The sequence below is a fragment of the Cellulomonas sp. S1-8 genome (assembly GCF_026184235.1).
Taxonomy (GTDB): domain Bacteria; phylum Actinomycetota; class Actinomycetes; order Actinomycetales; family Cellulomonadaceae; genus Cellulomonas.
The window spans coordinates 2,916,791-2,936,792 of the sequence record NZ_CP110806.1; the positions used below are offsets into that span (position 1 = coordinate 2,916,791).

Sequence of the window (20,002 nt, forward strand, 5' to 3'; positions counted from 1 at the left end):
TACCCACGTTCCGCTCGGCGTGGCAACCCCGTGACCCGTGAGGAGACCATGACGGATCCGGTACCCCACGCGGACGCGGTGGTCGCGCTCGTCCGGCGCTGGCTCTCCGAGGCGGCGGACCTGCCCGTCGACCCGGCCGCGGCCCACCTTGCCGGACTGCTGCGCGAGCCGGAGGGGCTCGCGTTCGCCGTCGGGTTCGTCGACGGCGTCGTGCGCCCCGAGGACCACCGCGTAGCGGCACGGCGGCTGCGCGACCTCGCCGCGCACCCTCCGCGGTTCCTCCCGCTGCCGCTGCGTGCCGCTCTGCGCGTGGGCGGGGCGCTCGCCCCGGCGCTCCCCGGGATCGTCGTGCCCGTCGCGCGCCGCGTGCTGCGCCACATGGTCGGCCACCTCGTCGTCGACGCCACGGACCACCGCCTGGGCGCCGCGATCGCGCGGCTGCGCAACGACGGCACCCGCCTCAACGTCAACCTGCTCGGCGAGGCGGTGCTGGGGCAGCGCGAGGCCGCGCGCCGGCTCGCCGGCACGCGGCGGCTGCTCGCGCGCGACGACGTCGACTACGTCTCGGTGAAGGTCTCCGCGGTCGTCGCACCGCATGCGCCGTGGGCGTTCGAGGAGTCGGTGGCGGACGTCGTCGATTCCCTGGTCCCCCTGTTCGAGCAGGCGGCCGCGGCCACCCCGCCGCGGTTCGTCAACCTCGACATGGAGGAGTACAAGGACCTCGACCTGACCGTCGCGGTATTCACGCGCCTGCTGGACCGCCCGTCCCTGACGGGCCTGGAGGCCGGGATCGTGCTGCAGGCGTACCTGCCCGACGCGCTGCCCGCGATGCAGCGGCTGCAGGCGTGGGCGGCGGCGCGGCGCGCACGCGGCGGCGCGGGCATCAAGGTGCGGCTCGTCAAGGGCGCGAACCTGCCGATGGAGCGCGTCGAGGCCGAGCTGCACGGCTGGCCGCTCGCGACCTGGGACAGCAAGCAGGACACGGACGCCCACTACAAGCGGGTGCTCGACTGGGCGCTGCAGCCCGAGCGCATCGCGAACGTCCGCCTGGGCGTCGCGGGGCACAACCTGTTCGACGTCGCGCACGCCTGGCTGCTGGCCGGCGAGCGCGGGGTGCGGCACGGCGTCGAGGTCGAGATGCTGCTCGGCATGGCGCCCGGCCAGGCCGAGGCGGTGCGTCGCGACGTCGGGAGCCTGCTGCTCTACACGCCGGTGGTGGCGCCGCGGGAGTTCGACGTCGCGATCGCCTACCTGGTGCGACGGCTCGAGGAGGGCGCGTCGAGCGACAACTTCATGTCCGCGGTGTTCGACCTGGCCGACGACGACGCCCTCTTCGACCGCGAGCGCGACCGCTTCCTCGCGTCCCTCGCGGACGTCGCGACGCCCGTGCCGGAGCGGCACCGCGTCCCCGACCGGCACGCCGCGGTGCCGCCGTCGGCGCCCGGTGCCTTCACGAACGCCCCGGACACGGACCCCGCGGTCCCGGAGCACCGCGCGTGGGTGCGCGAGATCCTGTCCCGGGTCCCGCAGTCCCGCCTCGGCGCGACGGGCGTCGACGCGGCCCGCGTGCACGACGCGGGCACGCTCGACGCGCTCCTGCGCGATGCCCGGGCGGCGGGGGTGCGCTGGGGGGCGCGTCCTGCGGCGGAGCGTGCGGCGATCCTCGACCGCGCCGCCGACGTGCTCGAGGGGCACCGCGCCGACCTGCTGGAGGTCATGGCGTCCGAGGCCGGCAAGACGATCGACCAGGGCGATCCCGAGGTCTCCGAGGCGATCGACTTCGCGCGCTGGTACGCCGAGCTGGCCCGCGGCCTGGACCACGTCGACGGCGCGACGTTCGTCCCCGCGGCGCTCACGCTGGTCGCTCCGCCGTGGAACTTCCCTGTCGCGATCCCGGCGGGGTCGACGTTCGCGGCGCTGGCCGCCGGGTCGGCGGTCGTCCTCAAGCCCGCCGGTCCGACGGTGCGCTGCGGTGCGGTGCTCGCCGACGCGCTGTGGGAGGCGGGCGTGCCGCGCGACGTGCTGCGGCTCGTGCAGGTCGACGAGGACGCACTGGGCCGCGACCTGGTCGCGCACCCGTTCGTCGACCGCGTGATCCTCACGGGCGCGTACGAGACGGCCGAGCTTTTCCGGTCGTTCCGGCCGGACCTGCCGCTGCTGGCCGAGACGAGCGGCAAGAACGCGATCGTCGTGACGCCGAGCGCGGACCTGGACCTCGCGGTGCGCGACGTCGTCGCCTCGGCGTTCGGGCACGCGGGGCAGAAGTGCTCGGCGGCGTCCCTCGTGGTGCTCGTCGGGTCGGTCGGCACGTCGCGGCGCTTCCGGTCCCAGCTGCTCGACGCGGTGTCGTCCCTGGTCGTGGGCCTGCCCGACGACGCGCGCACGCAGATGGGTCCGCTCGTCGGGCCTGCGACGGGCAAGCTGCTGACGGGCCTGACCGACCTGGAGCCGGGCCAGTCGTGGGCGCTGGCGCCGCGCCGGCTCGACGACGCGGGCCGGCGGTGGACGCCGGGCGTCGTGACGGGCGTGCGGCGCGGGTCGCGCACGCACCGCACCGAGTACTTCGGCCCGGTGCTCGGCGTCATGACCGCGGAGTCGCTGGAGGACGCGATCGCCCTGGTCAACGACGTGGACTACGGCCTGACGTCCGGCCTGCACAGCCTCGACCCCGACGAGATCGCGGCGTGGCTCGACCGCGTCGAGGCGGGCAACCTCTACGTCAACCGCGGCACGACGGGCGCGATCGTGCGCCGCCAGCCGTTCGGCGGGTGGAAGCGGTCGGCCGTCGGCCCCGGCACCAAGGCCGGCGGGCCGAGCTACCTGACGGGCCTGGGGTCGTGGACGTCGGCGCGCGCGACAGCCGACGCACAGGTGACGGCGCCCGCCGTGCGACGGATGCTCGCGGCGGCGCGCGACGAGCTCGACGGCCCGGACGCCGACCGCCTCACGCGTGCGGCGCGGTCGGACGCCGCCGCGTGGGACGCGCTGTTCGCGGCGCGGGACGTCAGCGCGCTGGCGTGCGAGCGCAACGTGCTGCGGCACCTGCCGGTGCAGGCGCCCGTGCTGGTGCGCCAGGCCGACGACGCGCCGGTCGTGGACCTCCTCCGGGTGGTCGCCGCGGCGACGGAGGCGGGCGCACCGGTGGTCGTGTCGGTACCGCGGGCGCTGCCGCCGCGACTTGCCGCCGCCGCCGCGCTGGTCGGCCTCGTCCACGTCGAGGACGACGCGGCGTGGGGCGTGCGTGTCGGGGCTCTCGACGGCGGACGGGTGCGGCTGGTCGGGGCGCCGGCGTCGTCGGTCGCGGCGGCGACGGACGGGCGCCCGGACGTCGCGGTGTGGGACCACCCCGTCACCGAGGCCGGCCGCGTCGAGCTGCTGCCGTTCCTCCGCGAGCAGGCGGTCAGCGTGACGGCCCACCGCTTCGGCACCCCGCACGACCTGACGACCCGGGCACTCCCCGCGTCGTGACCTCCCCGACCCCCCGGCCCGCCACGAGTGCGGGGGAAACAGGTCGAGTGCGGGGGAAACAACCCCCGCACTCATGGCGTATCCCCCGCACTCGTGGCGGGGGTGGGGGCGTGCGGGGGGTCAGTCGCGCGTGATCGGGGGGTGGAGCCTGCCGACGTCGCCCGGACGGTAGAGGGTCGCCGGGCGGCCCCGGCCCTCCGTCCGCGTCCGGCCCGTCTCCACGAGCAGCCCGGGCACACCGGTGACCTTGCGGTGGAAGTTGCGCGGGTCGAGCGCTCGCCCCCACACGGCCTCGTACACCTGGCGCAGGTCGGCGACGGTGAACTCGGGCCGGCAGAACGCGGCTGCCAGCGGGCTGTACTCGAGCTTGGCGCGGGCACGCTCGAGCCCGTCGGCGAGCACGCGGTCGTGGTCGAACGCGAGAGGTCGTCGCTGCGCGTCGGACACCGGGACCCAGGCGGCCTGCGCGGCGTCGGTGCCGGCCTGCGGCTCGGGGAGGTCGGGCGCCAGGGCCAGGTACGCGACGGACACGACCCGCATCCGGGGGTCGCGGTCGGGGTCACCGTACGAGCCGAGCTGCTCGAGGTGCCCGGGGACGTCGCGCACGCCCGTCTCCTCCGCCAGCTCACGCGTCGCCGCGTCGTCGAGGCCCTCGTCGGGGCGGACGAACCCGCCCGGCAGCGCCCAGCGCCCGCGCCACGGCTCGGCGCCGCGCTCGACGAGGAGCACGTGCAGCTCGCCGCCGCGCAGCGTCAGGACGACGAGGTCCACGGTCACCGCGAACGGGGGGTAGGCGGCGGGGTCGTACCCGGGGAGCGTCATGGCACCACCATATCTCGTCAGGTTGACATGAAGCCATCGACAGTTTTATCGTCGGCATGACGCGAAATGGCGTCACCCCCTCACGAGGAGCGCCGACATGGCCACCATCACCCGCTACCCCTTCGTCCGGCACCTGCGCTCGACGCCCACCGCCCACGTCATGCAGCTCACCGGTGGACGGCAGCGCCGCTCCGGCGTGGGCCTCGCGTTCTGGTTCCGCCCCCTGACGGCCGTGCTCTCGGAGGTGCCCGTCGACGACCGCGAGCTGCCGCTCGTCGCCCACGCCCGCACCGCCGACCTGCAGGACGTCACCGCGCAGGTCACCGTCAGCTACCGGTTCGAGAGCCCCGAGGTCGTCGCGCAGCGTCTCGACTTCAGCATCGACCCCGCCACGGGACGCTGGACCGCCGACCCGTTGCAGCAGGTCGGGCGTCTGCTGGGTGAGCTCGCGGCCGGGCACGTCATGGACGCGCTGGCCGGCAGCACGCTGCGCGAGGCGGTCTCGTCGGGCGCCGGTCCCCTGCGCCACCAGGTCACCGCCGCGCTCGTCGCCGACAAGCGGGTCGCCGCCACCGGGCTGCGCGTGCTCGGGGCGCGTGTCAGCTCGGTGCGCGCCGACGCCGACCTCGAGCGCGCGCTGCAGACCCCGGCACGCGAGGGGGCACAGGCCGAGGCCGACCGCTCGACGTTCGAGCGGCGCGCCCTGGCCGTCGAGCGCGAGCGCGCGATCGCGGAGAACGAGCTGAACAACCGCATCGAGCTCGCGAGCCGGGAGCAGCAGCTCGTGGCGCAGGAGGGCACCAACGCCCGCGTCCGCGCCGACGAGGCCGCTGCGGCCGCGCTCATCGCGGCCCGCGCCACGGCCGAGCGTCGTCACCTGCAGGCCACGTCCGACGCCGCGGCCACCCGCCTGCAGGGCGAGGCCGACGGCGCGGCCGAGCGTGCCCGCATGGGCGCACTCGCCGACGTCGACCAGGGCGTGCTGCTCGCGGTCGCGCTGCGCGAGCTCGCCGCGCACCTCCCCGCGATCGGTCAGGTCACCGTCACGCCCGACCTGCTGACCGGTGCGCTCGCCGCGCTGACCGCCGGGAGGGGTGAGTGACGTGCCGCTCGCACCCCGGGCGGTGGTCGTGCACCGCCGCTCCGAGCTCGACGAGCTGGTCGACCGGCACGGCACCCGCGGTCAGGTCGAGTTCTTCCTGCGCACGCGCGGGCGGGACCTGGCGGCGGTGCAGGCCCGGCACGACGCGCTCGAGGGGGCGCTGCGCGAGACCCGCGCGGCTGTCCCGCCCGACTGGCGGCGTGGGGACGTCGAGCGCGGGGACCTGCACCGGTTCGCGTTCGACCCCGGCGACGTGTGCCTCGTCGTCGGGCCCGACGGGCTGGTCGCCAACACCGCGAAGTACCTGCGCGACCAGCTCGTCGTCGGGGTCGACCCCGAGCCGGGGCGCAATGCCGGCGTCCTCGTGCGGCACCGCTCGGCACAGGTCGCCGGCGTCCTCGCGGACGTCGTGCGCGGTGCGGTCGTCGTCGAGGCACGCGCCCTCGTCCACGGCGCGCTCGACGACGGCACCTCGCTCGACGCCCTCAACGACGTGTACGTCGGCCACGGCGGGCACCAGTCGGCGCGGTACCGCCTGACCGCGCCGGACGGGGCGGAGCGGCAGTCGTCGTCGGGCGTCGTCGTGACCACGGGGACGGGGTCGACCGGCTGGGCGACGTCGCTCGCGCGCGGCCGCGCCGACTCCCCCGCGCTGCCCGGACCGGGCGACGACGCGCTCGCGTGGTTCGTCCGCGAGGCGTGGCCGTCGCCGACGACCGGCGCGGCACGGACCGCAGGGCTGCTCGCCGCGGGCCAGGAGCTCACGCTCGTCGTGGAGTCCGACGCGCTCGTGCTCTTCGGCGACGGGCTGGAGGCGGACCGCCTGACGGCGACGTGGGGCCAGACCGTGCGCCTGGGCGTCTCGGACCGGCGCCTGCTGCTCGTGGCTCCGTGACCCGTCCCGTCGGTCCCGTCCCGCCTGACCCGTCCCGCCGACCTCGCGCTTCGGCGGCTTCCGGTGACGCGTGAGCCGCCGAAGGACGAGTTCGCCGGGGCCGGATCGCCCTCACGCCGGCCCACGGGACGGCGGGCGTCCGCCCCTGGCGTGAGGGGTCGATCCAGCCCGCGGACGGGTCGCGGGCTCAGGCGTCCTTGTCCTCGACGGCGCCGGACGGGTCGTCCCGCGCGACGAGGTACACGCGCCCCGACGCGTCGCGCACGCGCTCGAAGCCGCCGTGCAGCTCGCCCTCGCGGGCGCGCTCGTCGTCCGTGGAGTCCCGCCCGGCACGGCGCGGGTCGGTGACCTGGGCGGGACCCAGGAGGTACTTCGCGAGCCACGCGGTCGCGTCGGGCCGCTCCTTGCGCTGCCTGCTCACCATGGGCTCCGTCCGTGCACCGTTCGCCACCGCCCTCACTATGCCAGGACCCACCCGGGACGGCCCCGGGCTCTGGTGGGCTCACCCCCGCGCGGTGTTTCATGGTCGTCGTGACCCCGAGCGACGCACCGGGCACCGACCCGACGACCCTCACCCCCGGGTTCCGCGGACGCCCGCGGACCTCCGGGAACGCGCTGCCCCCCGGGCAGTACGAGGTGCACGACTTCCCGGTGCTGTCCGCCGGGCCGACGCCCAACATCGACACCGCGCGATGGCAGCTCGACGTCCGCAACGAGGACGACGCGACGTGGCGCTGGTCGTGGGCCGACCTCATGGCCCTGCCGCAGGACGACGCGGTCGTCGACCTGCACTGCGTGACGCGGTGGTCGAAGTTCGGCACCCGCTGGGGCGGCGTGAGCCTGGACGTGCTGCTCGCCGACGTGCCGTCCGCCGCGCAGTACGCGTTCGTCAGCTGCTACGGCGGGTACACGACCAACCTGCCCGTCGCCGACCTGCTCGGCGGCAAGGCGTGGATCGCGCACACCTACGACGGCCGCCCGCTGGACCCGGTGCACGGCGGCCCGGCCCGTCTGCTGGTGCCGCACCTGTACCTGTGGAAGTCGGCCAAGTGGGTCCGCTCGATCACGCTGCTCCGCGATGACATGCGGGGGTTCTGGGAGCGGTACGGGTACCACGACTACGGCGACCCGTGGCGCGAGCAGCGCTACCAGGGGGACTGACCGCCATGACGACCACCGACGCCACCCCGACCGGCACCGGGTCCACCGGCACCGGGTCCACCGTCGCGCGCCTCGGCGACCGCTTCGCGTCCGCGCACGGCTGGCGCGTCGCCACCGTCGTCGACGCGTGGCAGGAGACCGCGACGGCCCGCACGCTCGTCCTCGACGTGCCGGACTGGCCCGGCCACCGCGCCGGGCAGCACGTCGACCTGCGCCTGACCGCAGACGACGGCTACACGGCCTCCCGCGCGTACTCGGTGAGCGCACCGACCGACCCCGCGCACCCGCACCGCGTGCAGGTCACGGTCCAGCGCGTCATGGGGGGTGAGGTGTCGACGTACCTGGTCGACGACCTGCCCGTCGGCGCGGGCATCGAGGTGCGGGGGCCGGTGGGCGGCTGGTTCGTCTGGGAGCCGGGCACCGCGGGCGGCGCCCCCGTCCTGCTGGTCGCCGGCGGGTCCGGGGTGACACCGCTGGTCGCGATGGTCCGCGCCCGGCGCGCCGCGGGCGACCGGACGCCGTTCCGGCTCCTGTACTCCGTGCGGATGCCGACCGACGCCCTGTTCCTCGACGAGCTGACCGGGCCGAGCACCGACGGCGTCGACGCGCAGGTCTGGTTCACGCGTGCCGCACCCCCGGACGCCCCGCGCCCGCCCGCCCGCATCGGGCTGCGCGACCTGGCGCGCCACGGCTGGCCGGCCGACCTCGCGCCCGTCTGCTACGTCTGCGGGCCCACCGGCTTCGTCGAGGCGATGACCCGCATGCTGCTGGTCCTGGGCCACGACGCCCGCGCGCTGCGCGCCGAGCGCTTCGGGCCGTCGACGGACTGACGCCGTCCGCCCGTCAGTGCGCCGCGGCGTGACCCCGACGCTTGTGCACCTGGTGCATGACGAGCACGACGACCGCACCGACGACGAGGCCGATGACGGCCGACGCGAGCGTGTTGACGAACCACGCGAGGAACCCGCCGATGCCGGCGACGCCCGCGACCCCCTCCTCGAGGTGGTGGACCAGGTCGTACAGGCCGTGCCACCCGAGCTCGTCGACGCCGACGAGCAGGATGTGACCGCCGACCCACAGCATCGCGACGATGCCGACGGTCGACAGGACGGACAGGAACTTCGGCATCGCGGTGACCAGCCAGCGCCCGAAGCCGGCGATGGCGCCGTCGCCCCGCTGCGCCAGCCGCAGACCGAGGTCGTCGGCCTTGACGATCAGCGCGACCAGGCCGTACACGAGCGCCGTGATGGCGACCGCCACGACCGCCAGGATGATCGCGCGGGACACGAGCCCCTCGTCGGCGACCTCGTTGAGGGCGATGACCATGATCTCGGCGGACAGGATGAAGTCGGTGCGGATCGCGCCCGCGACCATCTTCTTCTCGGCGTCCGGTCCCTGCTCGACGGCCAGCGCCTTCGGCGTCACGTGCTTCGAGCCGCTGACGGCCTCCCACAGCTTCTCGGCGCCCTCGTAGGCGAGGTACGTCCCGCCGACCATGAGGATCGGCGTGAGCAGCCACGGCAGGAACTGGCTGAGCAGCAGGGCGGCCGGGAGGATGAACAGCAGCTTGTTGCGCAGCGAGCCGCGTGCGATCCGCCAGACCATCGGCAGCTCGCGGGCGGCCGTGACGCCGTGCACGTACCGCGGGGTCACCGCGGTGTCGTCGATGACGACGCCGACGGCCTTGGCGCTCGCCCTGCCCGCCGCCGCGCCGACGTCGTCGACCGACGCCGCCGCGAGCTTCGCGAGCATCGCGATGTCGTCCAGGAGCGCCGCGAGACCGCCAGCCATGTGCCACCTTCGTCCGTGCCGGTGCGCGTGCGGTCCGGGACTGGCCGCACGCCAGGGACAGGGTAGGCCCCGGGTGCGCCTCGCGCAGCGCTCGGTCAGGCGAGCGACAGGAAGAGCTTCTCCAGCTTGGCGACGTCCAGCGTGCTCTCCTGGGTGTCCGCGTCCTGCGTCAGGCACTGCTTCATCCCGGAGGCGATGATCGCGAACCCCGCGCGGTCCAGCGCGCGGGACACGGCGGCGAGCTGCGTGACGACGTCCTCGCAGTCCCGCCCTTCCTCGAGCATCCGCAGGACGCCCGCGAGCTGCCCTTGGGCGCGGCGCAGGCGGTTCGTGACCTTGGTCATCTCGTCGGGGTCGAGCTCCACGGTGCGGCTCCTCGGGTCGGTGCGGTCGGGGTGCGGGTCAGCGTCGGCAGGTGCAGCGCTGGTCGGACGGGACGCCGGCCATGACGTCCTGGACGTGCTGGCCGCAGCCGTCCCAGGTGGTCCTGCCGCAGGTCGCGCATCGGACGGGGTAGCACATGGTGGGTCCCCTCGGGGGGTCGGGTGGTGGTGGGAGCGGGCCCTGGGGTCAGGGTGCCAGGTCGTCGGGGCCGAGGTCCGGGCGCAGCGCCTGCAGCGTGAGCCAGCCCCCGGACAGGTTGCGCGCGTCGACGCCGGAGCCGCGCAGGACGCGGGTGGCGAGGTAGGAGCGCACGCCGCTCGCGCAGTGGACGCTGACCGGCCGCCCCGCGGCGGCGGCACGCACCTCGGCGACCCGCTCGCGCACCTCGGTGTGCGGCACGTGCAGCGACCCGGGAAGGTGGGCGACGGCGCGCTCGGCAGCCGTGCGCACGTCGAGCACGAGCGTCGTGGCCAGGGCGTCGTCCAGGTGACGCGCCTGCCACTGCGGCATCGAGCCGTCGAGGACGTTCTGGGCGACGAAGCCGAGCATGTTCACCGGGTCCTTGGCCGACCCGTAGGGCGGTGCGTAGGCCAGCTCGAGCTCCGCGAGGTCGTCGGCGCCCATGCCGGCGCGCAGCGCGGTCGCGAGCACGTCGATGCGTTTGTCGACGCCCTCGCGCCCCACCGCCTGCGCGCCCAGCAGGCGCCCGTCGGGCGCGAAGCTCGCGACGAGGTGCAGCGGCTGGGCGCCCGGGAAGTAGCCCGCGTGGTGCTGGGGGTGCAGGTGCACGACCTCGTGGGCGGTGCCGGTGCGCCGCAGGGTCTCCTGGTTCGTGCCGGTGACGGCCGCGGTGAGGTCGAAGACCCGCACGACGGCGGTGCCGAGCACCGGCTGCTGCGGCGTCGTGCGGTGGCGCGTCATCGCGTCCGCGGCGCGCCTGCCCTGCCGGTTGGCCGGGCCTGCGAGCGGGACGGGTCCCCGGTGGCCGGTCGTGGCGTGCCGCACCTCGACGGCGTCACCGACGGCCCAGATCGCGGGGTCGGACGTGCGCTGGTCGTCGTCCACCCGGATCGCGCCGGTCGGTCCCAGCTCCAGACCGGCGTCGCGGGCCAGGTCGCTCGCGGGACGCACGCCGACGTTGACGACGACGAGGTCGGCCGCGAGCGTGCGCCCGTCGGCCAGGTGCACGGTCACGCCCTCGCCCGCGGCGTCGACCACCGCGGAGACGCCGACGCCCAGGTGCACCCCGACGCCGTGCGCGCGCAGCTCGTCGGCGAGCAGGGCGGCGAGCTCGGTGTCGAGCGGCGGCAGCACGTGGTCGGCGAGCTCGACGACGTCGACGTGCAGCCCGCGGGCGACGAGCGCCTCGACGACCTCCAGACCGATGAAGCCCGCACCGACGACGACGGCCCGCGGACGGCGCTCACCGGCCGCGGCCAGCACCGCGTCGACACGCGCCCGCAGTGCGTCGAGGTCGGGGACGGTGCGCAGCGCGTGGACCGCGGGGTGGTCGATCCCGTCGACGGGTGGGCGCACGGCGACGGCACCGGGTGCCAGGAGCAGCGCGTCGTACGGCTCGTCGTACCGGCGCCCGTCGGCCTCGACCGTCACGGTCCGCGCCGCGCGGTCGACGGCGACGACACGGTGGCCCGTCCGGACGTCGAGGTCCAGCGCAGCGCGCAGGCTCGCGGGGGTGTGCAGCAGGAGCGAGTCGCGCTCGGGGATCTCCCCCGCCAGGTGGTACGGCAGGCCGCAGTTCGCGTAGGACACGTACGGCGACTGCTCCAGCACGACGATCTGCGCGCGCTCGTCCCGGCGACGGGCGCGGGCGGCGGCGCTCATGCCGCCGGCCACGCCTCCGACGACGACGAGACGACGCTGCTCATCGGGTCGGGGTGCTGCGGTGCTCGTGGTCATGGAACCACCGTACAGCATACCCCCGGGGGTATGCGGTAGGGGTCGGACGTGGGCCGAGGAGGTGGACAGACGTATAGATTGTGCTCTATTCGTCAGGTGCGGTTCCGCCGGCGTTCACCTCGAATTCAGATAGACCGCGTTCTATCAATCCCGTCCAGACGACGAGGCCCCGGTACGCCCGGTGCCGACAGAGACGGGAACACCTGTGTTCAGACTTCCGCACCGCACCGCAGCCGCCATCACGGCCACCGGCGCCGTTCTCCTGCTCGCCGCGTGCGGCGGCCAGAACAGCTCGTCGGCCGCACCGACGGGCGGCGAGGGTGGCGACGCCCTCTCCGGCGAGGTCGTCATCGACGGCTCCTCGACGGTCGAGCCGTTGAGCTCGGCCGCCGCCACCCTCTTCCGTGACGTCGAGCCCGGCGTGAACGTCACCGTCGCAACCTCGGGCACCGGCGGCGGGTTCCAGCGGTTCTGCGCCGACGAGACGGACATCTCCGACGCCTCGCGCCCGATCAAGGACGAGGAGTCCGCCGACTGCGAGGCGGCCGGTGTCGAGTACACCGAGATCGTCATCGCCAACGACGGCCTGTCCGTCGTGGTCAACCCGGAGAACGACTGGCTCGACTGCATCACGGTCGACCAGCTCGCCACCATCTGGGGCCCGGAGTCCGAGGGCACCGTGACGTCGTGGGCCGACGTCGACCCGTCCTTCCCGGACGAGCCCCTCGCGCTCTACGGCGCCGGCACCGACTCGGGCACGTTCGACTACTTCACCGAGGCCGTCAACGGCGAGGAGGGCGCGGTCCGCACGGACTACACCCCGTCGGAGGACGACAACCTCACCGTGCAGGGCGTCTCCGGTGCCCTCGGCGGCATGGGCTTCTTCGGCCTCAGCTACGCCGAGGAGAACGCCGACACGATCAAGCTCCTCGACGTCGACAACGGCGAGGGCTGCGTGACGCCCACCTCGGAGACCGTCCAGGACGGCTCGTACGCACCGCTCGGCCGCCCGCTGTTCATCTACGTCAACAACGCGAAGTACGCGGAGAACCCGGCCCTGCAGGCGTTCGTCGACTTCTACCTCGAGAACGAGGAGCAGATCGCTGCCGACGCCCTGTTCATCGACCTGACGGACGAGCAGGCGCAGACCGCGCGGGACGCGCTCGACAGCCTCGTCGGCTGACGAACCACAGGACCCTCCCATGACGACACTGCGCACGACTCCGGCAGGGGCGGCCACCACGCCGCCCCTGCCGGGGGTGCCCACCCTGAGCGGCAGGCCCCGACCGTTCGAGACCGTCGTGCGCTGGCTCCTGCGCGCCGCGGCGGCTCTCTCGGTCGTCATCACGATCGGCATCGTGCTCTCGCTCCTCGGCCCCGCCCTCGCGTTCTTCCGCGAGGTCCCCGTGCTCGACTTCCTCACGGGGACGCGTTGGGCGCCGCAGTTCGCCGACGCGTCGTTCGGCGTGCTGCCGCTGGTCACCGCGACCGCGTGGACCACGTTCATCGCGCTGCTGGTGGCCGTCCCCTTCGGTCTCGGCGCGGCGATCTACCTCGCCGAGTACGCCCGGCCCCGGGTGCGCGGCATCCTCAAGCCCGTTCTCGAGCTGCTGGCGGGCATCCCCACCGTCGTCTTCGGGTTCTTCGCGCTCAGCTTCGTCGCACCGGTCCTGCTGCGCGGGCTGCTGGGGGTCCAGGTCGGCACGTTCTCGATCCTCGCGGCCGGTCTGGTCATGGGCTTCATGATCATCCCGACCGTCGCGTCGCTCTCGGAGGACGCGATGACCGCGGTGCCGCAGGCGCTGCGTCAGGGTTCCGCCGCGCTCGGCGCCAACCGGATGCAGACGACGCTGCGCGTCGTCCTGCCCGCCGCGCTCTCCGGGATCGTCGCCGCGGTGGTCCTCGGGATCTCCCGCGCCATCGGCGAGACGATGATCGTCGCGATCGCCGCCGGCGCGCGTCCGCAGATGGTGACCGACCCCACGATGGAGGGCGCCACCATGACGGGCTTCATCGCGCGCATGGCCCTGGGCGACTCCCGCATCGGCTCGCTGCAGTACAACACCCTCTTCGCCGTCGGCCTCCTGCTGTTCCTGCTCACGCTCGTCGTGAACATGGTGAGCATCCAGCTGGTCCGACGCTTCCGGCAGGAGTACTGATGACCACCACGATCGCGCCGCACCAGCGGCTCGCGACGGACGGTCGCTCACGCGAGCGCAACCCGCGCTCGATGATCTTCCTGTTCGCGCTCTGGCTGAGCCTGTTCATCGCGCTGCTCACGCTGCTCACCCTCATCGTGTCGACGTTCATCGACGGCGCGGGCCGGCTCGACTCCCGGCTCTTCACCGAGTTCCCGTCGTCACGGCCGGAAGAGGCGGGAGCGCGCCCGGCCATCCTCGGCTCGCTCTGGGTGATCGTCACGACCGCCCTCCTCGCGATCCCGCTCGGCATCGCCGCCGCGGTCCACCTCGAGGAGTTCGCCGACAGGCACAGCAGGTTCAACCGCTTCGTCGAGGTCAACATCCAGAACCTCGCGGCGATCCCCTCGATCATCTACGGGATGCTCGCCGTCGGGTTCCTCGGGCTAATGGGCGTGGCCAACAAGAACATCGTGATCGGCGGGGCCGTCGCGCTCGCGCTGCTCATCCTGCCCGTGGTCATCATCTCGACGCGCGAGGCGCTGCGCTCCGTCCCGCGCGACCTGCGGCAGGGCTCGTTGGCCCTGGGTGCCACCGGGCTGCAGACCACCTGGCGGATCACGCTGCCCGCAGCGATCCCCGGCATCGCGACCGGCACGATCCTGTCCTTGTCCCGTGCGCTCGGTGAGGCCGCACCGCTGCTGCTGCTGGGTGCCCTCGTCTTCGTGTCGTTCGACCCGAACGGCCTGATGAGCGGCTTCACGACCATGCCGATCCAGATCTTCGGCTGGACCAACAACCCGCAGGCGGAGTTCCGCGAGCTCGCGGCCGCGGCGTCGCTGCTGCTGGTCGGCATCCTGCTGCTGATGAACGGCCTCGCCATCGTCATCCGCAACCGCTACCAGCGTCGCTGGTGACGACCCCGTGACCACCGCCGCGCGACCGGAAGGCGCCATGAACCCCATCGACCGCACCCTCGAGACCGACCGCGTCGCGGTGACCACCCAGGCCCCGCAGGCCACACGGCACGACTCCCGCGACCTCACACCCGAGCCCTCGCCGGTGCTGCAGTGCGAGGACGTCGCCGTGCGTTACGGCGACTTCGTCGCCGTGCGGGACGTGACCCTGCCCTTCGGGCACAACGAGATCACCGCGCTGATCGGCCCGTCCGGCTGCGGCAAGTCGACCATCCTGCGGTCCCTGAACCGCATGAACGACCTGGTCGACGGCGCACGGGTCTCCGGCGCCGTGCGCTACTGGGGTCAGGACGTGTACGGCGCGGGCGTCGACCCGATCGAGGTCCGCCGCCGCATCGGCATGGTCTTCCAGAAGCCCAACCCGTTCCCCAAGTCCATCTACGACAACGTGGCCTACGGCCCGCGCGTGACGGGCATGAAGGCCGACTCGATGGACGACCTCGTGGAGCAGTCGCTGCGCCGTGCCGCGCTGTGGGACGAGGTCAAGGACAAGCTCAACCAGAGCGCGTACGGCCTGTCCGGCGGGCAGCAGCAGCGCCTGTGCATCGCCCGCACGATCGCCGTGGAGCCGGACGTCATCCTCATGGACGAGCCGTGCTCGGCCCTGGACCCGATCGCGACCCTGCGCATCGAGGAGCTCATGTCCGACCTGCGCTCCCGGTACACGATCGTCATCGTGACCCACAACATGCAGCAGGCCGCGCGGGTCGCCGACCGGACGGCCTTCTTCACGACGGACGTCGACAGCACGACCGGCGACCGGACGGGCCGCCTGGTGGAGTTCGACCTGACCACCAAGATCTTCGAGAACCCCGCCGACAGCCGCACCGAGGACTACATCACCGGGCGTTTCGGGTGACCGGACGATCCGCGCACCGATGACGAGATGCTGCGGCACGAGGGGGACCCGACGATGACGACGATCCTCACCGAGCACCGGGTGGACGCGGCGCACCGCAGCGACACGGTGCGCTCGTGGGTGCGGGCGGGCGTCCCGGGACGGCTCGCGATCGTCGACCGCGAGCTGGACCCGGACGACTCGCTGGTCGCGGCGCTGCGGACCTGCGGCATCGACACGGCCGTCGACGGCGACGACCTCGCGGCGCTCGTGCACCTGGCGACGACACCGCCGGACGTCGTCCTCGTCGCCGCCACCACGCCGGGCGACGCGGGCCGCTTCGTCTCCGTCGTCCGCGAGCAGATCGGCTGCCCCGTGCTCGTGGCGTGGGAGGCGGGGCACGAGGGCCAGCTGCGGGAGGCCGTCGCCGCGGGCGCGCACCCGGTCGTGGGTCAGCCGTACCACCTGGACGAGATCCTCGGAGCGCTGCGACCCCTGTGGCCCACCAGCGCTCCCCCGGCACCGGCGGTCCGCGTCGGTGACCTGCTGCTGGAGCCGGACGGCTACGAGTGCCGGGTGCGCGGACGCACGCTCGACCTCACGACGATCGAGTTCCAGACGCTCGCGCTGCTGGCGGCGCGCGCCGACCGCGTGGTCAGCCGGCAGGCGCTGATCCGCGCGTTGTGGCCGACCGTCGGTGACCCCGACGGCGCGATGGCCGCCACGGTCACCCGGCTGCGCCGCAAGCTCGCGGCGGCGGGCGCGGGCCCGGTCATCTCCACGTTGCGGGGCGTGGGCTACCGGCTCGAGTCGCGGACCCCCCGCCTGTCGGGCTGAGGTCGGCGGGTCGTCGGGCCGAGCCTCAGCGCAGGGCGATGCGGCCGAGCAGGTCGAGCACCCGCCGCTCGATGTCCGCGACGACGGCCCGCACGCCGTCGTCCGGCAGCCCGCCCGGGTCCGCGACGGGCCAGTCCTCGTACCGGCGGCCCGGGAAGACGGGGCACGCGTCGCCGCAGCCCATCGTGACGACGTGGTCCGACGCGCGGACGACGTCGTCGGTCAACGGCTTGGGGAACTCCGCGGCGCTGTCCCACCCGCGCTCGGCGAGGATCCGGCGCACCGTGGGGTCGATGCGGTCACGCGGCGCCGAGCCGGCGGTCCGGACGCGCACCTCCGCCGGGGCGGTCGCGCGCAGCGCCGCGGCCGCGATCTGCGACCGCCCGGAGTTGTGCACGCACACGAACAGCACGTCGACCCCGGTGCGCACGGGCAGCCCCTCCGCCCGTGCGAGCGCGCTGAGCCGGTCCGCGGCGAAGCGGGTGGTCAGCGCGGGCAGGTGACGCCGGACGCGCGCGCGTGCGGCGAGCAGGTCGTAGCTCTGGCGGACGTACCGGTCGACGGTGGGACGGGCGAACGTGCCGGCGAAGGACGTCGCGAGGCGGTCGACGATCCGGTCCAGGATCACGTCGTGCTCACCGGACCCGTCGCCGTCCGACCCCTGCGTCACGGCCAGGGCGCCGAAGCGCGCGAACGCGTCGTGCGTCGGGCGGTAGACGCGTTCGCCGGGCGCGCGCTCGACCCGGTGCAGCAGCCCGACGTCCGCCATCTCCTCGAGGTGACGGCCAACCTCCCCCGGGTCGCCCGCGGGGCCTGCGAGTCGCGACGACCCCGCTTCGCCGTCCGGGTCGCTCAGCAGCAGCGCGAGCAGCTGGAGGCGGACCGGGACGGCCATGACCGCGATCTGCCGGTACGCCGGAGCGCTCACCGCGCCCCCTCGCTCGTCAGCGCAGGAGGTCGGCGATCTCCCCGATGCGGTCGGGGACGATCGAGCACCACACCTCGCGGCCCCGCGGGTCGCGCGCGACGACGCCCGCCTCCGACAGCACGTTGAGGTGGTACGTCACGGTCGGCTGTCGCAGACCGAGCGCCTGCGTGAGGTCCGCCACCCGCGCCTCGCCCGACGCCGTGTGGTGGATGAGGCTGAGCAGCTGGAGGCGCGTGGGGTCCGAGACGACCCGCAGGAGCGCCGCGGTGCGCTCGGCCTGCTCCCTGCTCAGCGTCGCGCGCAGCGCCGGGCCCGGCGTCGGGGCGTGCGCGGGACCGCCTGCCGACGCCGACCGCACGCGCGGCGAGGTGGCGTCGGGGGGCGGCTGCATCCTCCGAGGATACGGGCGCGGACACGCGGGCGACTCGCGCGCAGGCGGCGGCGAGCCGCCTCGTCGGACCGCCGTGCGCGGATGTTCGTCGTCCGTTCACTTCCAGCCCGCCTCCCGCTCGACGTGCGTTCGCCGCCCCGCTTGACCTCGACTTCGATACTCGTCAATATTGACACATGTCTCATCAAGACGTCATCTCTGCGGCGCCGCCCGCCGCCGCACGCCTGTCCTCGCTCGACAGGTGGCTGCCCGCGTGGATCGGGCTGGCGATGCTCGTCGGGCTCGCGCTCGGCCGGTTCTTCCCCCCGCTGGCCGACGTCCTGGCCCACCTCGAGGTCGGCGGCATCTCGCTGCCCATCGGGCTCGGGCTGCTCGTGATGATGTACCCCGTCCTGGCCAAGGTCCGGTACGACCGGCTCACCGCAGTCACCGGCGACAAGCGCCTGCTCGTCGCCTCCCTGGTGCTGAACTGGCTCGTCGGCCCCGCGCTGATGTTCGCGCTGGCCTGGGTGTTCCTCCCGGACCTGCCGGAGTACCGCACCGGGCTGATCATCGTCGGGCTGGCGCGCTGCATCGCGATGGTCGTGATCTGGAACGACCTGGCCTGCGGCGACCGCGAGGCCGCCGCCGTGCTCGTCGCGATCAACTCGGTGTTCCAGGTCGTCGCGTTCTCCCTGCTCGGCTGGTTCTACCTCAGCGTCCTGCCGGCCTGGCTCGGCCTGGACACCCAGGGGCTGGACGTGTCGATCGGGCAGATCGCGCTCAACGTCCTCGTCTTCCTCGGGGTCCCGCTCGCCGCCGGCTTCGCGTCGCGGGCGATCGGCGAGCGCACCAAGGGCCGCGACTGGTACGAGGCGCGGTTCATCCCCCGCGTCGCGCCGTGGGCGTTGTACGGCCTGCTGTTCACGATCGTCCTGCTGTTCGCCCTGCAGGGCGACGCCGTGACCCGCAACCCCCTCGACGTCGCCCGCATCGCACTGCCGCTGCTGGTGTACTTCGCCGTCATGTGGGGTGTCGGGCTGGCGTCCGGCAAGGCCCTCGGCCTGGGCTACGCGCGCTCGACGACGCTGGCCTTCACCGCCGCGGGCAACAACTTCGAGCTGGCGATCGCCGTGGCGATCGGCACGTTCGGCGCGACGTCCGGGCAGGCGCTCGCCGGGGTCGTCGGCCCGCTCATCGAGGTCCCCGTCCTGGTCGGCCTCGTCTACGTGTCGCTGTGGGCGGCGCGGCGGTGGTTCGCCACCGACCCGTACGCGCTGCCGTCGACACCCACCACCGACCCCGCACCGCACCCGCAGGAGGTCCGCCCGTGAGCACCCTGTCCACCGACCGTCCGGCCACACCCCCCGACGCCGACTGCACCCCGACCACCGAGGCCCACGCGATGGGCGCCGAGGCCGCCGGCCGCGTCGCCGCGATCCTCAAGGCGCTCGCCGACCCGCTGCGGCTGCGCATGCTGTCGTATCTCACGACCAGCCCGACGGGCGAGGCGTGCGTGTGCGACATCGCGACCGTCGCCGACGTCACCCAGCCGACCGTCTCCCACCACCTCAAGGTGCTCAAGGACGTCGGCGTGCTGGCCTCCGAGCGGCGGGGCACGTGGGTCCACTACCGCGTCGAGCCCGACCTGCGGGGCGCCGTGACGACGCTGCTCGACGCCTTCGCGCCGGCTGCGCTCGACACCGCCGCGCGCGACCGCGGCCGCGTCGGACTGACCGACAGCGACGCCGTCCTGGACCGGGTGACGGCCCGCCTCGTCACCGAGTTCCCCGACGCCGGGCACGACACCGTCCAGCAGCTCGTCCGCGGGTCGTACACGGCGCTGGCCCGGTCGGCGTCGATCACCACGCACCTCGTGGTCAACGCCGAGCGGTTCGCCCGGCAGCGACTGGCGGACCGCGCCCGGGCCGACACGGCCGACGCCCGTCCCCAGGTGCTGTTCGTGTGCGTCGCGAACGCCGGACGCTCCCAGCTGGCGGCCGCCCTCATGCAGCACCACGCGGGCGACCGGGTCGTCGTGCGCTCCGCGGGGTCCGCCCCCGCGGCGGACGTCCACGCCGGCGTCCTGCCGGCGCTGGTCGCGCTCGGCGCCGACGACGCCGCCTTCCCCAAGCCGCTGACCGACGACGCGGTCCGCGCGGCCGACGTCGTCATCACCATGGGCTGCGGCGACACCTGCCCGATCCTGCCCGGCAAGCGCTATGAGGACTGGGTCGTCGGCGACCCCGCCCTCGCGTCGCCCGCCGGCGTCGCCGCCATCCGCGACGAGATCGACCGCCGCGTCCGCGGCCTGCTCGCCGACCTGCTGCCCGACCTGCCGACCACGCCCGCCGCCCGTTCCTGACGACTGCTC

The 20,002-nt window shown here is 74.2% G+C and carries 19 protein-coding genes; 12 read left to right on the forward strand and 7 right to left on the reverse strand.

All coding sequences use genetic code 11. The annotated features are described in order from the left end of the window. The first annotated feature begins 48 nt into the window (after nucleotides 1-48). Nucleotides 49-3,468, forward strand: a complete 3,420-nt coding sequence (locus OKX07_RS13050) for a bifunctional proline dehydrogenase/L-glutamate gamma-semialdehyde dehydrogenase (protein ID WP_265628495.1) — start codon at nucleotides 49-51, stop codon at nucleotides 3,466-3,468. 120 nt (nucleotides 3,469-3,588) lie between these two features. Here the strand turns inward: OKX07_RS13050 and OKX07_RS13055 are convergent, their stop codons facing one another. After that, a complete protein-coding gene (locus tag OKX07_RS13055; RefSeq protein ID WP_265628496.1) occupies nucleotides 3,589-4,290 on the reverse strand; it encodes an NUDIX hydrolase in 702 nt (233 codons plus the stop codon). 97 nt (nucleotides 4,291-4,387) lie between these two features. On the opposite strand from OKX07_RS13055, the gene OKX07_RS13060 reads away from it, so the two are divergent. Continuing rightward, nucleotides 4,388-5,392, forward strand: a complete 1,005-nt coding sequence (locus OKX07_RS13060) for an SPFH domain-containing protein (protein WP_265628497.1) — start codon at nucleotides 4,388-4,390, stop codon at nucleotides 5,390-5,392. A 1-nt stretch (nucleotide 5,393) separates the two neighbouring features. Further along, the gene (locus OKX07_RS13065; RefSeq protein WP_265628498.1) at nucleotides 5,394-6,287 is read left to right on the forward strand and encodes a hypothetical protein; all 894 of its coding nucleotides are present in this window, start codon (nucleotides 5,394-5,396) and stop codon (nucleotides 6,285-6,287) included. 187 nt (nucleotides 6,288-6,474) lie between these two features. Here OKX07_RS13065 and OKX07_RS13070 read toward each other — a convergent pair whose 3' ends face one another. Then, the gene (locus OKX07_RS13070) at nucleotides 6,475-6,708 is read right to left on the reverse strand and encodes a hypothetical protein (RefSeq protein ID WP_265628499.1); all 234 of its coding nucleotides are present in this window, start codon (nucleotides 6,706-6,708) and stop codon (nucleotides 6,475-6,477) included. Nucleotides 6,709-6,809: 101 nt separating this feature from the next. On the opposite strand from OKX07_RS13070, the gene OKX07_RS13075 reads away from it, so the two are divergent. Together OKX07_RS13075 and OKX07_RS13080 are read left to right on the forward strand one after the other, a co-directional pair. After that, nucleotides 6,810-7,448, forward strand: coding sequence for a sulfite oxidase-like oxidoreductase (locus OKX07_RS13075; protein WP_265628500.1), 639 nt, complete (start codon nucleotides 6,810-6,812; stop codon nucleotides 7,446-7,448). A 5-nt stretch (nucleotides 7,449-7,453) separates the two neighbouring features. After that, nucleotides 7,454-8,278 (forward strand): FAD-binding oxidoreductase, encoded by an 825-nt coding sequence (locus tag OKX07_RS13080; RefSeq protein WP_265628501.1) that lies wholly within the window; start codon nucleotides 7,454-7,456, stop codon nucleotides 8,276-8,278. 13 nt (nucleotides 8,279-8,291) lie between these two features. Here the strand turns inward: OKX07_RS13080 and OKX07_RS13085 are convergent, their stop codons facing one another. From OKX07_RS13085 to OKX07_RS13095, 3 genes are all read right to left on the reverse strand, one after another. Further along, entirely contained in the window at nucleotides 8,292-9,239 is a 948-nt protein-coding gene (locus tag OKX07_RS13085; RefSeq protein ID WP_265628502.1) for a DUF808 domain-containing protein, read from the reverse strand. A 95-nt stretch (nucleotides 9,240-9,334) separates the two neighbouring features. Continuing rightward, nucleotides 9,335-9,604: a metal-sensitive transcriptional regulator gene (locus tag OKX07_RS13090; protein WP_265628503.1), complete on the reverse strand. Its 270-nt coding sequence runs from the start codon at nucleotides 9,602-9,604 to the stop codon at nucleotides 9,335-9,337. A gap of 205 nt (nucleotides 9,605-9,809) precedes the next feature. Continuing rightward, complete coding sequence (locus OKX07_RS13095) at nucleotides 9,810-11,540, reverse strand: FAD-dependent oxidoreductase (RefSeq protein ID WP_265628504.1); 1,731 nt, start codon at nucleotides 11,538-11,540, stop codon at nucleotides 9,810-9,812. Between the two features lie 205 nt (nucleotides 11,541-11,745). Between OKX07_RS13095 and OKX07_RS13100 the strand changes: the two genes are divergently transcribed. Genes OKX07_RS13100 through OKX07_RS13120 form a run of 5 tightly spaced genes read left to right on the forward strand, consistent with a single transcriptional unit; the run spans nucleotide 11,746 to nucleotide 16,330 of the window. Continuing rightward, on the forward strand, nucleotides 11,746-12,723 hold the full coding sequence (locus OKX07_RS13100) for a PstS family phosphate ABC transporter substrate-binding protein (RefSeq protein WP_265628505.1): 978 nt from the start codon (nucleotides 11,746-11,748) through the stop codon (nucleotides 12,721-12,723). Between the two features lie 19 nt (nucleotides 12,724-12,742). Then, complete coding sequence (pstC, locus tag OKX07_RS13105; protein WP_265628506.1) at nucleotides 12,743-13,699, forward strand: phosphate ABC transporter permease subunit PstC; 957 nt, start codon at nucleotides 12,743-12,745, stop codon at nucleotides 13,697-13,699. After that, nucleotides 13,699-14,595 (forward strand): phosphate ABC transporter permease PstA, encoded by an 897-nt coding sequence (gene pstA / locus OKX07_RS13110; protein WP_265628507.1) that lies wholly within the window; start codon nucleotides 13,699-13,701, stop codon nucleotides 14,593-14,595. Before pstC ends, pstA begins: the two co-directional genes overlap by 1 nt. Before the next feature lie 37 nt (nucleotides 14,596-14,632). Next, nucleotides 14,633-15,514: a phosphate ABC transporter ATP-binding protein PstB gene (pstB, locus tag OKX07_RS13115; protein WP_416220785.1), complete on the forward strand. Its 882-nt coding sequence runs from the start codon at nucleotides 14,633-14,635 to the stop codon at nucleotides 15,512-15,514. Between the two features lie 27 nt (nucleotides 15,515-15,541). After that, entirely contained in the window at nucleotides 15,542-16,330 is a 789-nt protein-coding gene (locus OKX07_RS13120; RefSeq protein WP_265628508.1) for a winged helix-turn-helix transcriptional regulator, read from the forward strand. Nucleotides 16,331-16,355: 25 nt separating this feature from the next. Here the strand turns inward: OKX07_RS13120 and OKX07_RS13125 are convergent, their stop codons facing one another. Continuing rightward, the gene (locus OKX07_RS13125; RefSeq protein ID WP_265628509.1) at nucleotides 16,356-17,258 is read right to left on the reverse strand and encodes a three-helix bundle dimerization domain-containing protein; all 903 of its coding nucleotides are present in this window, start codon (nucleotides 17,256-17,258) and stop codon (nucleotides 16,356-16,358) included. A 16-nt stretch (nucleotides 17,259-17,274) separates the two neighbouring features. Then, complete coding sequence (locus OKX07_RS13130) at nucleotides 17,275-17,649, reverse strand: ArsR/SmtB family transcription factor (RefSeq protein ID WP_265628510.1); 375 nt, start codon at nucleotides 17,647-17,649, stop codon at nucleotides 17,275-17,277. Between the two features lie 176 nt (nucleotides 17,650-17,825). Here OKX07_RS13130 and arsB point away from each other — a divergent pair, with 176 nt between their 5' ends. Together arsB and OKX07_RS13140 are read left to right on the forward strand one after the other, a co-directional pair. Next, on the forward strand, nucleotides 17,826-18,962 hold the full coding sequence (gene arsB / locus OKX07_RS13135; RefSeq protein WP_265628511.1) for an ACR3 family arsenite efflux transporter: 1,137 nt from the start codon (nucleotides 17,826-17,828) through the stop codon (nucleotides 18,960-18,962). Next, nucleotides 18,959-19,993 carry a metalloregulator ArsR/SmtB family transcription factor gene (locus OKX07_RS13140; RefSeq protein WP_265628512.1) on the forward strand — a complete coding sequence of 345 codons (1,035 nt, stop codon included), beginning with the start codon at nucleotides 18,959-18,961 and terminating at the stop codon, nucleotides 19,991-19,993. Before arsB ends, OKX07_RS13140 begins: the two co-directional genes overlap by 4 nt. Nucleotides 19,994-20,002 lie beyond the last annotated feature (9 nt).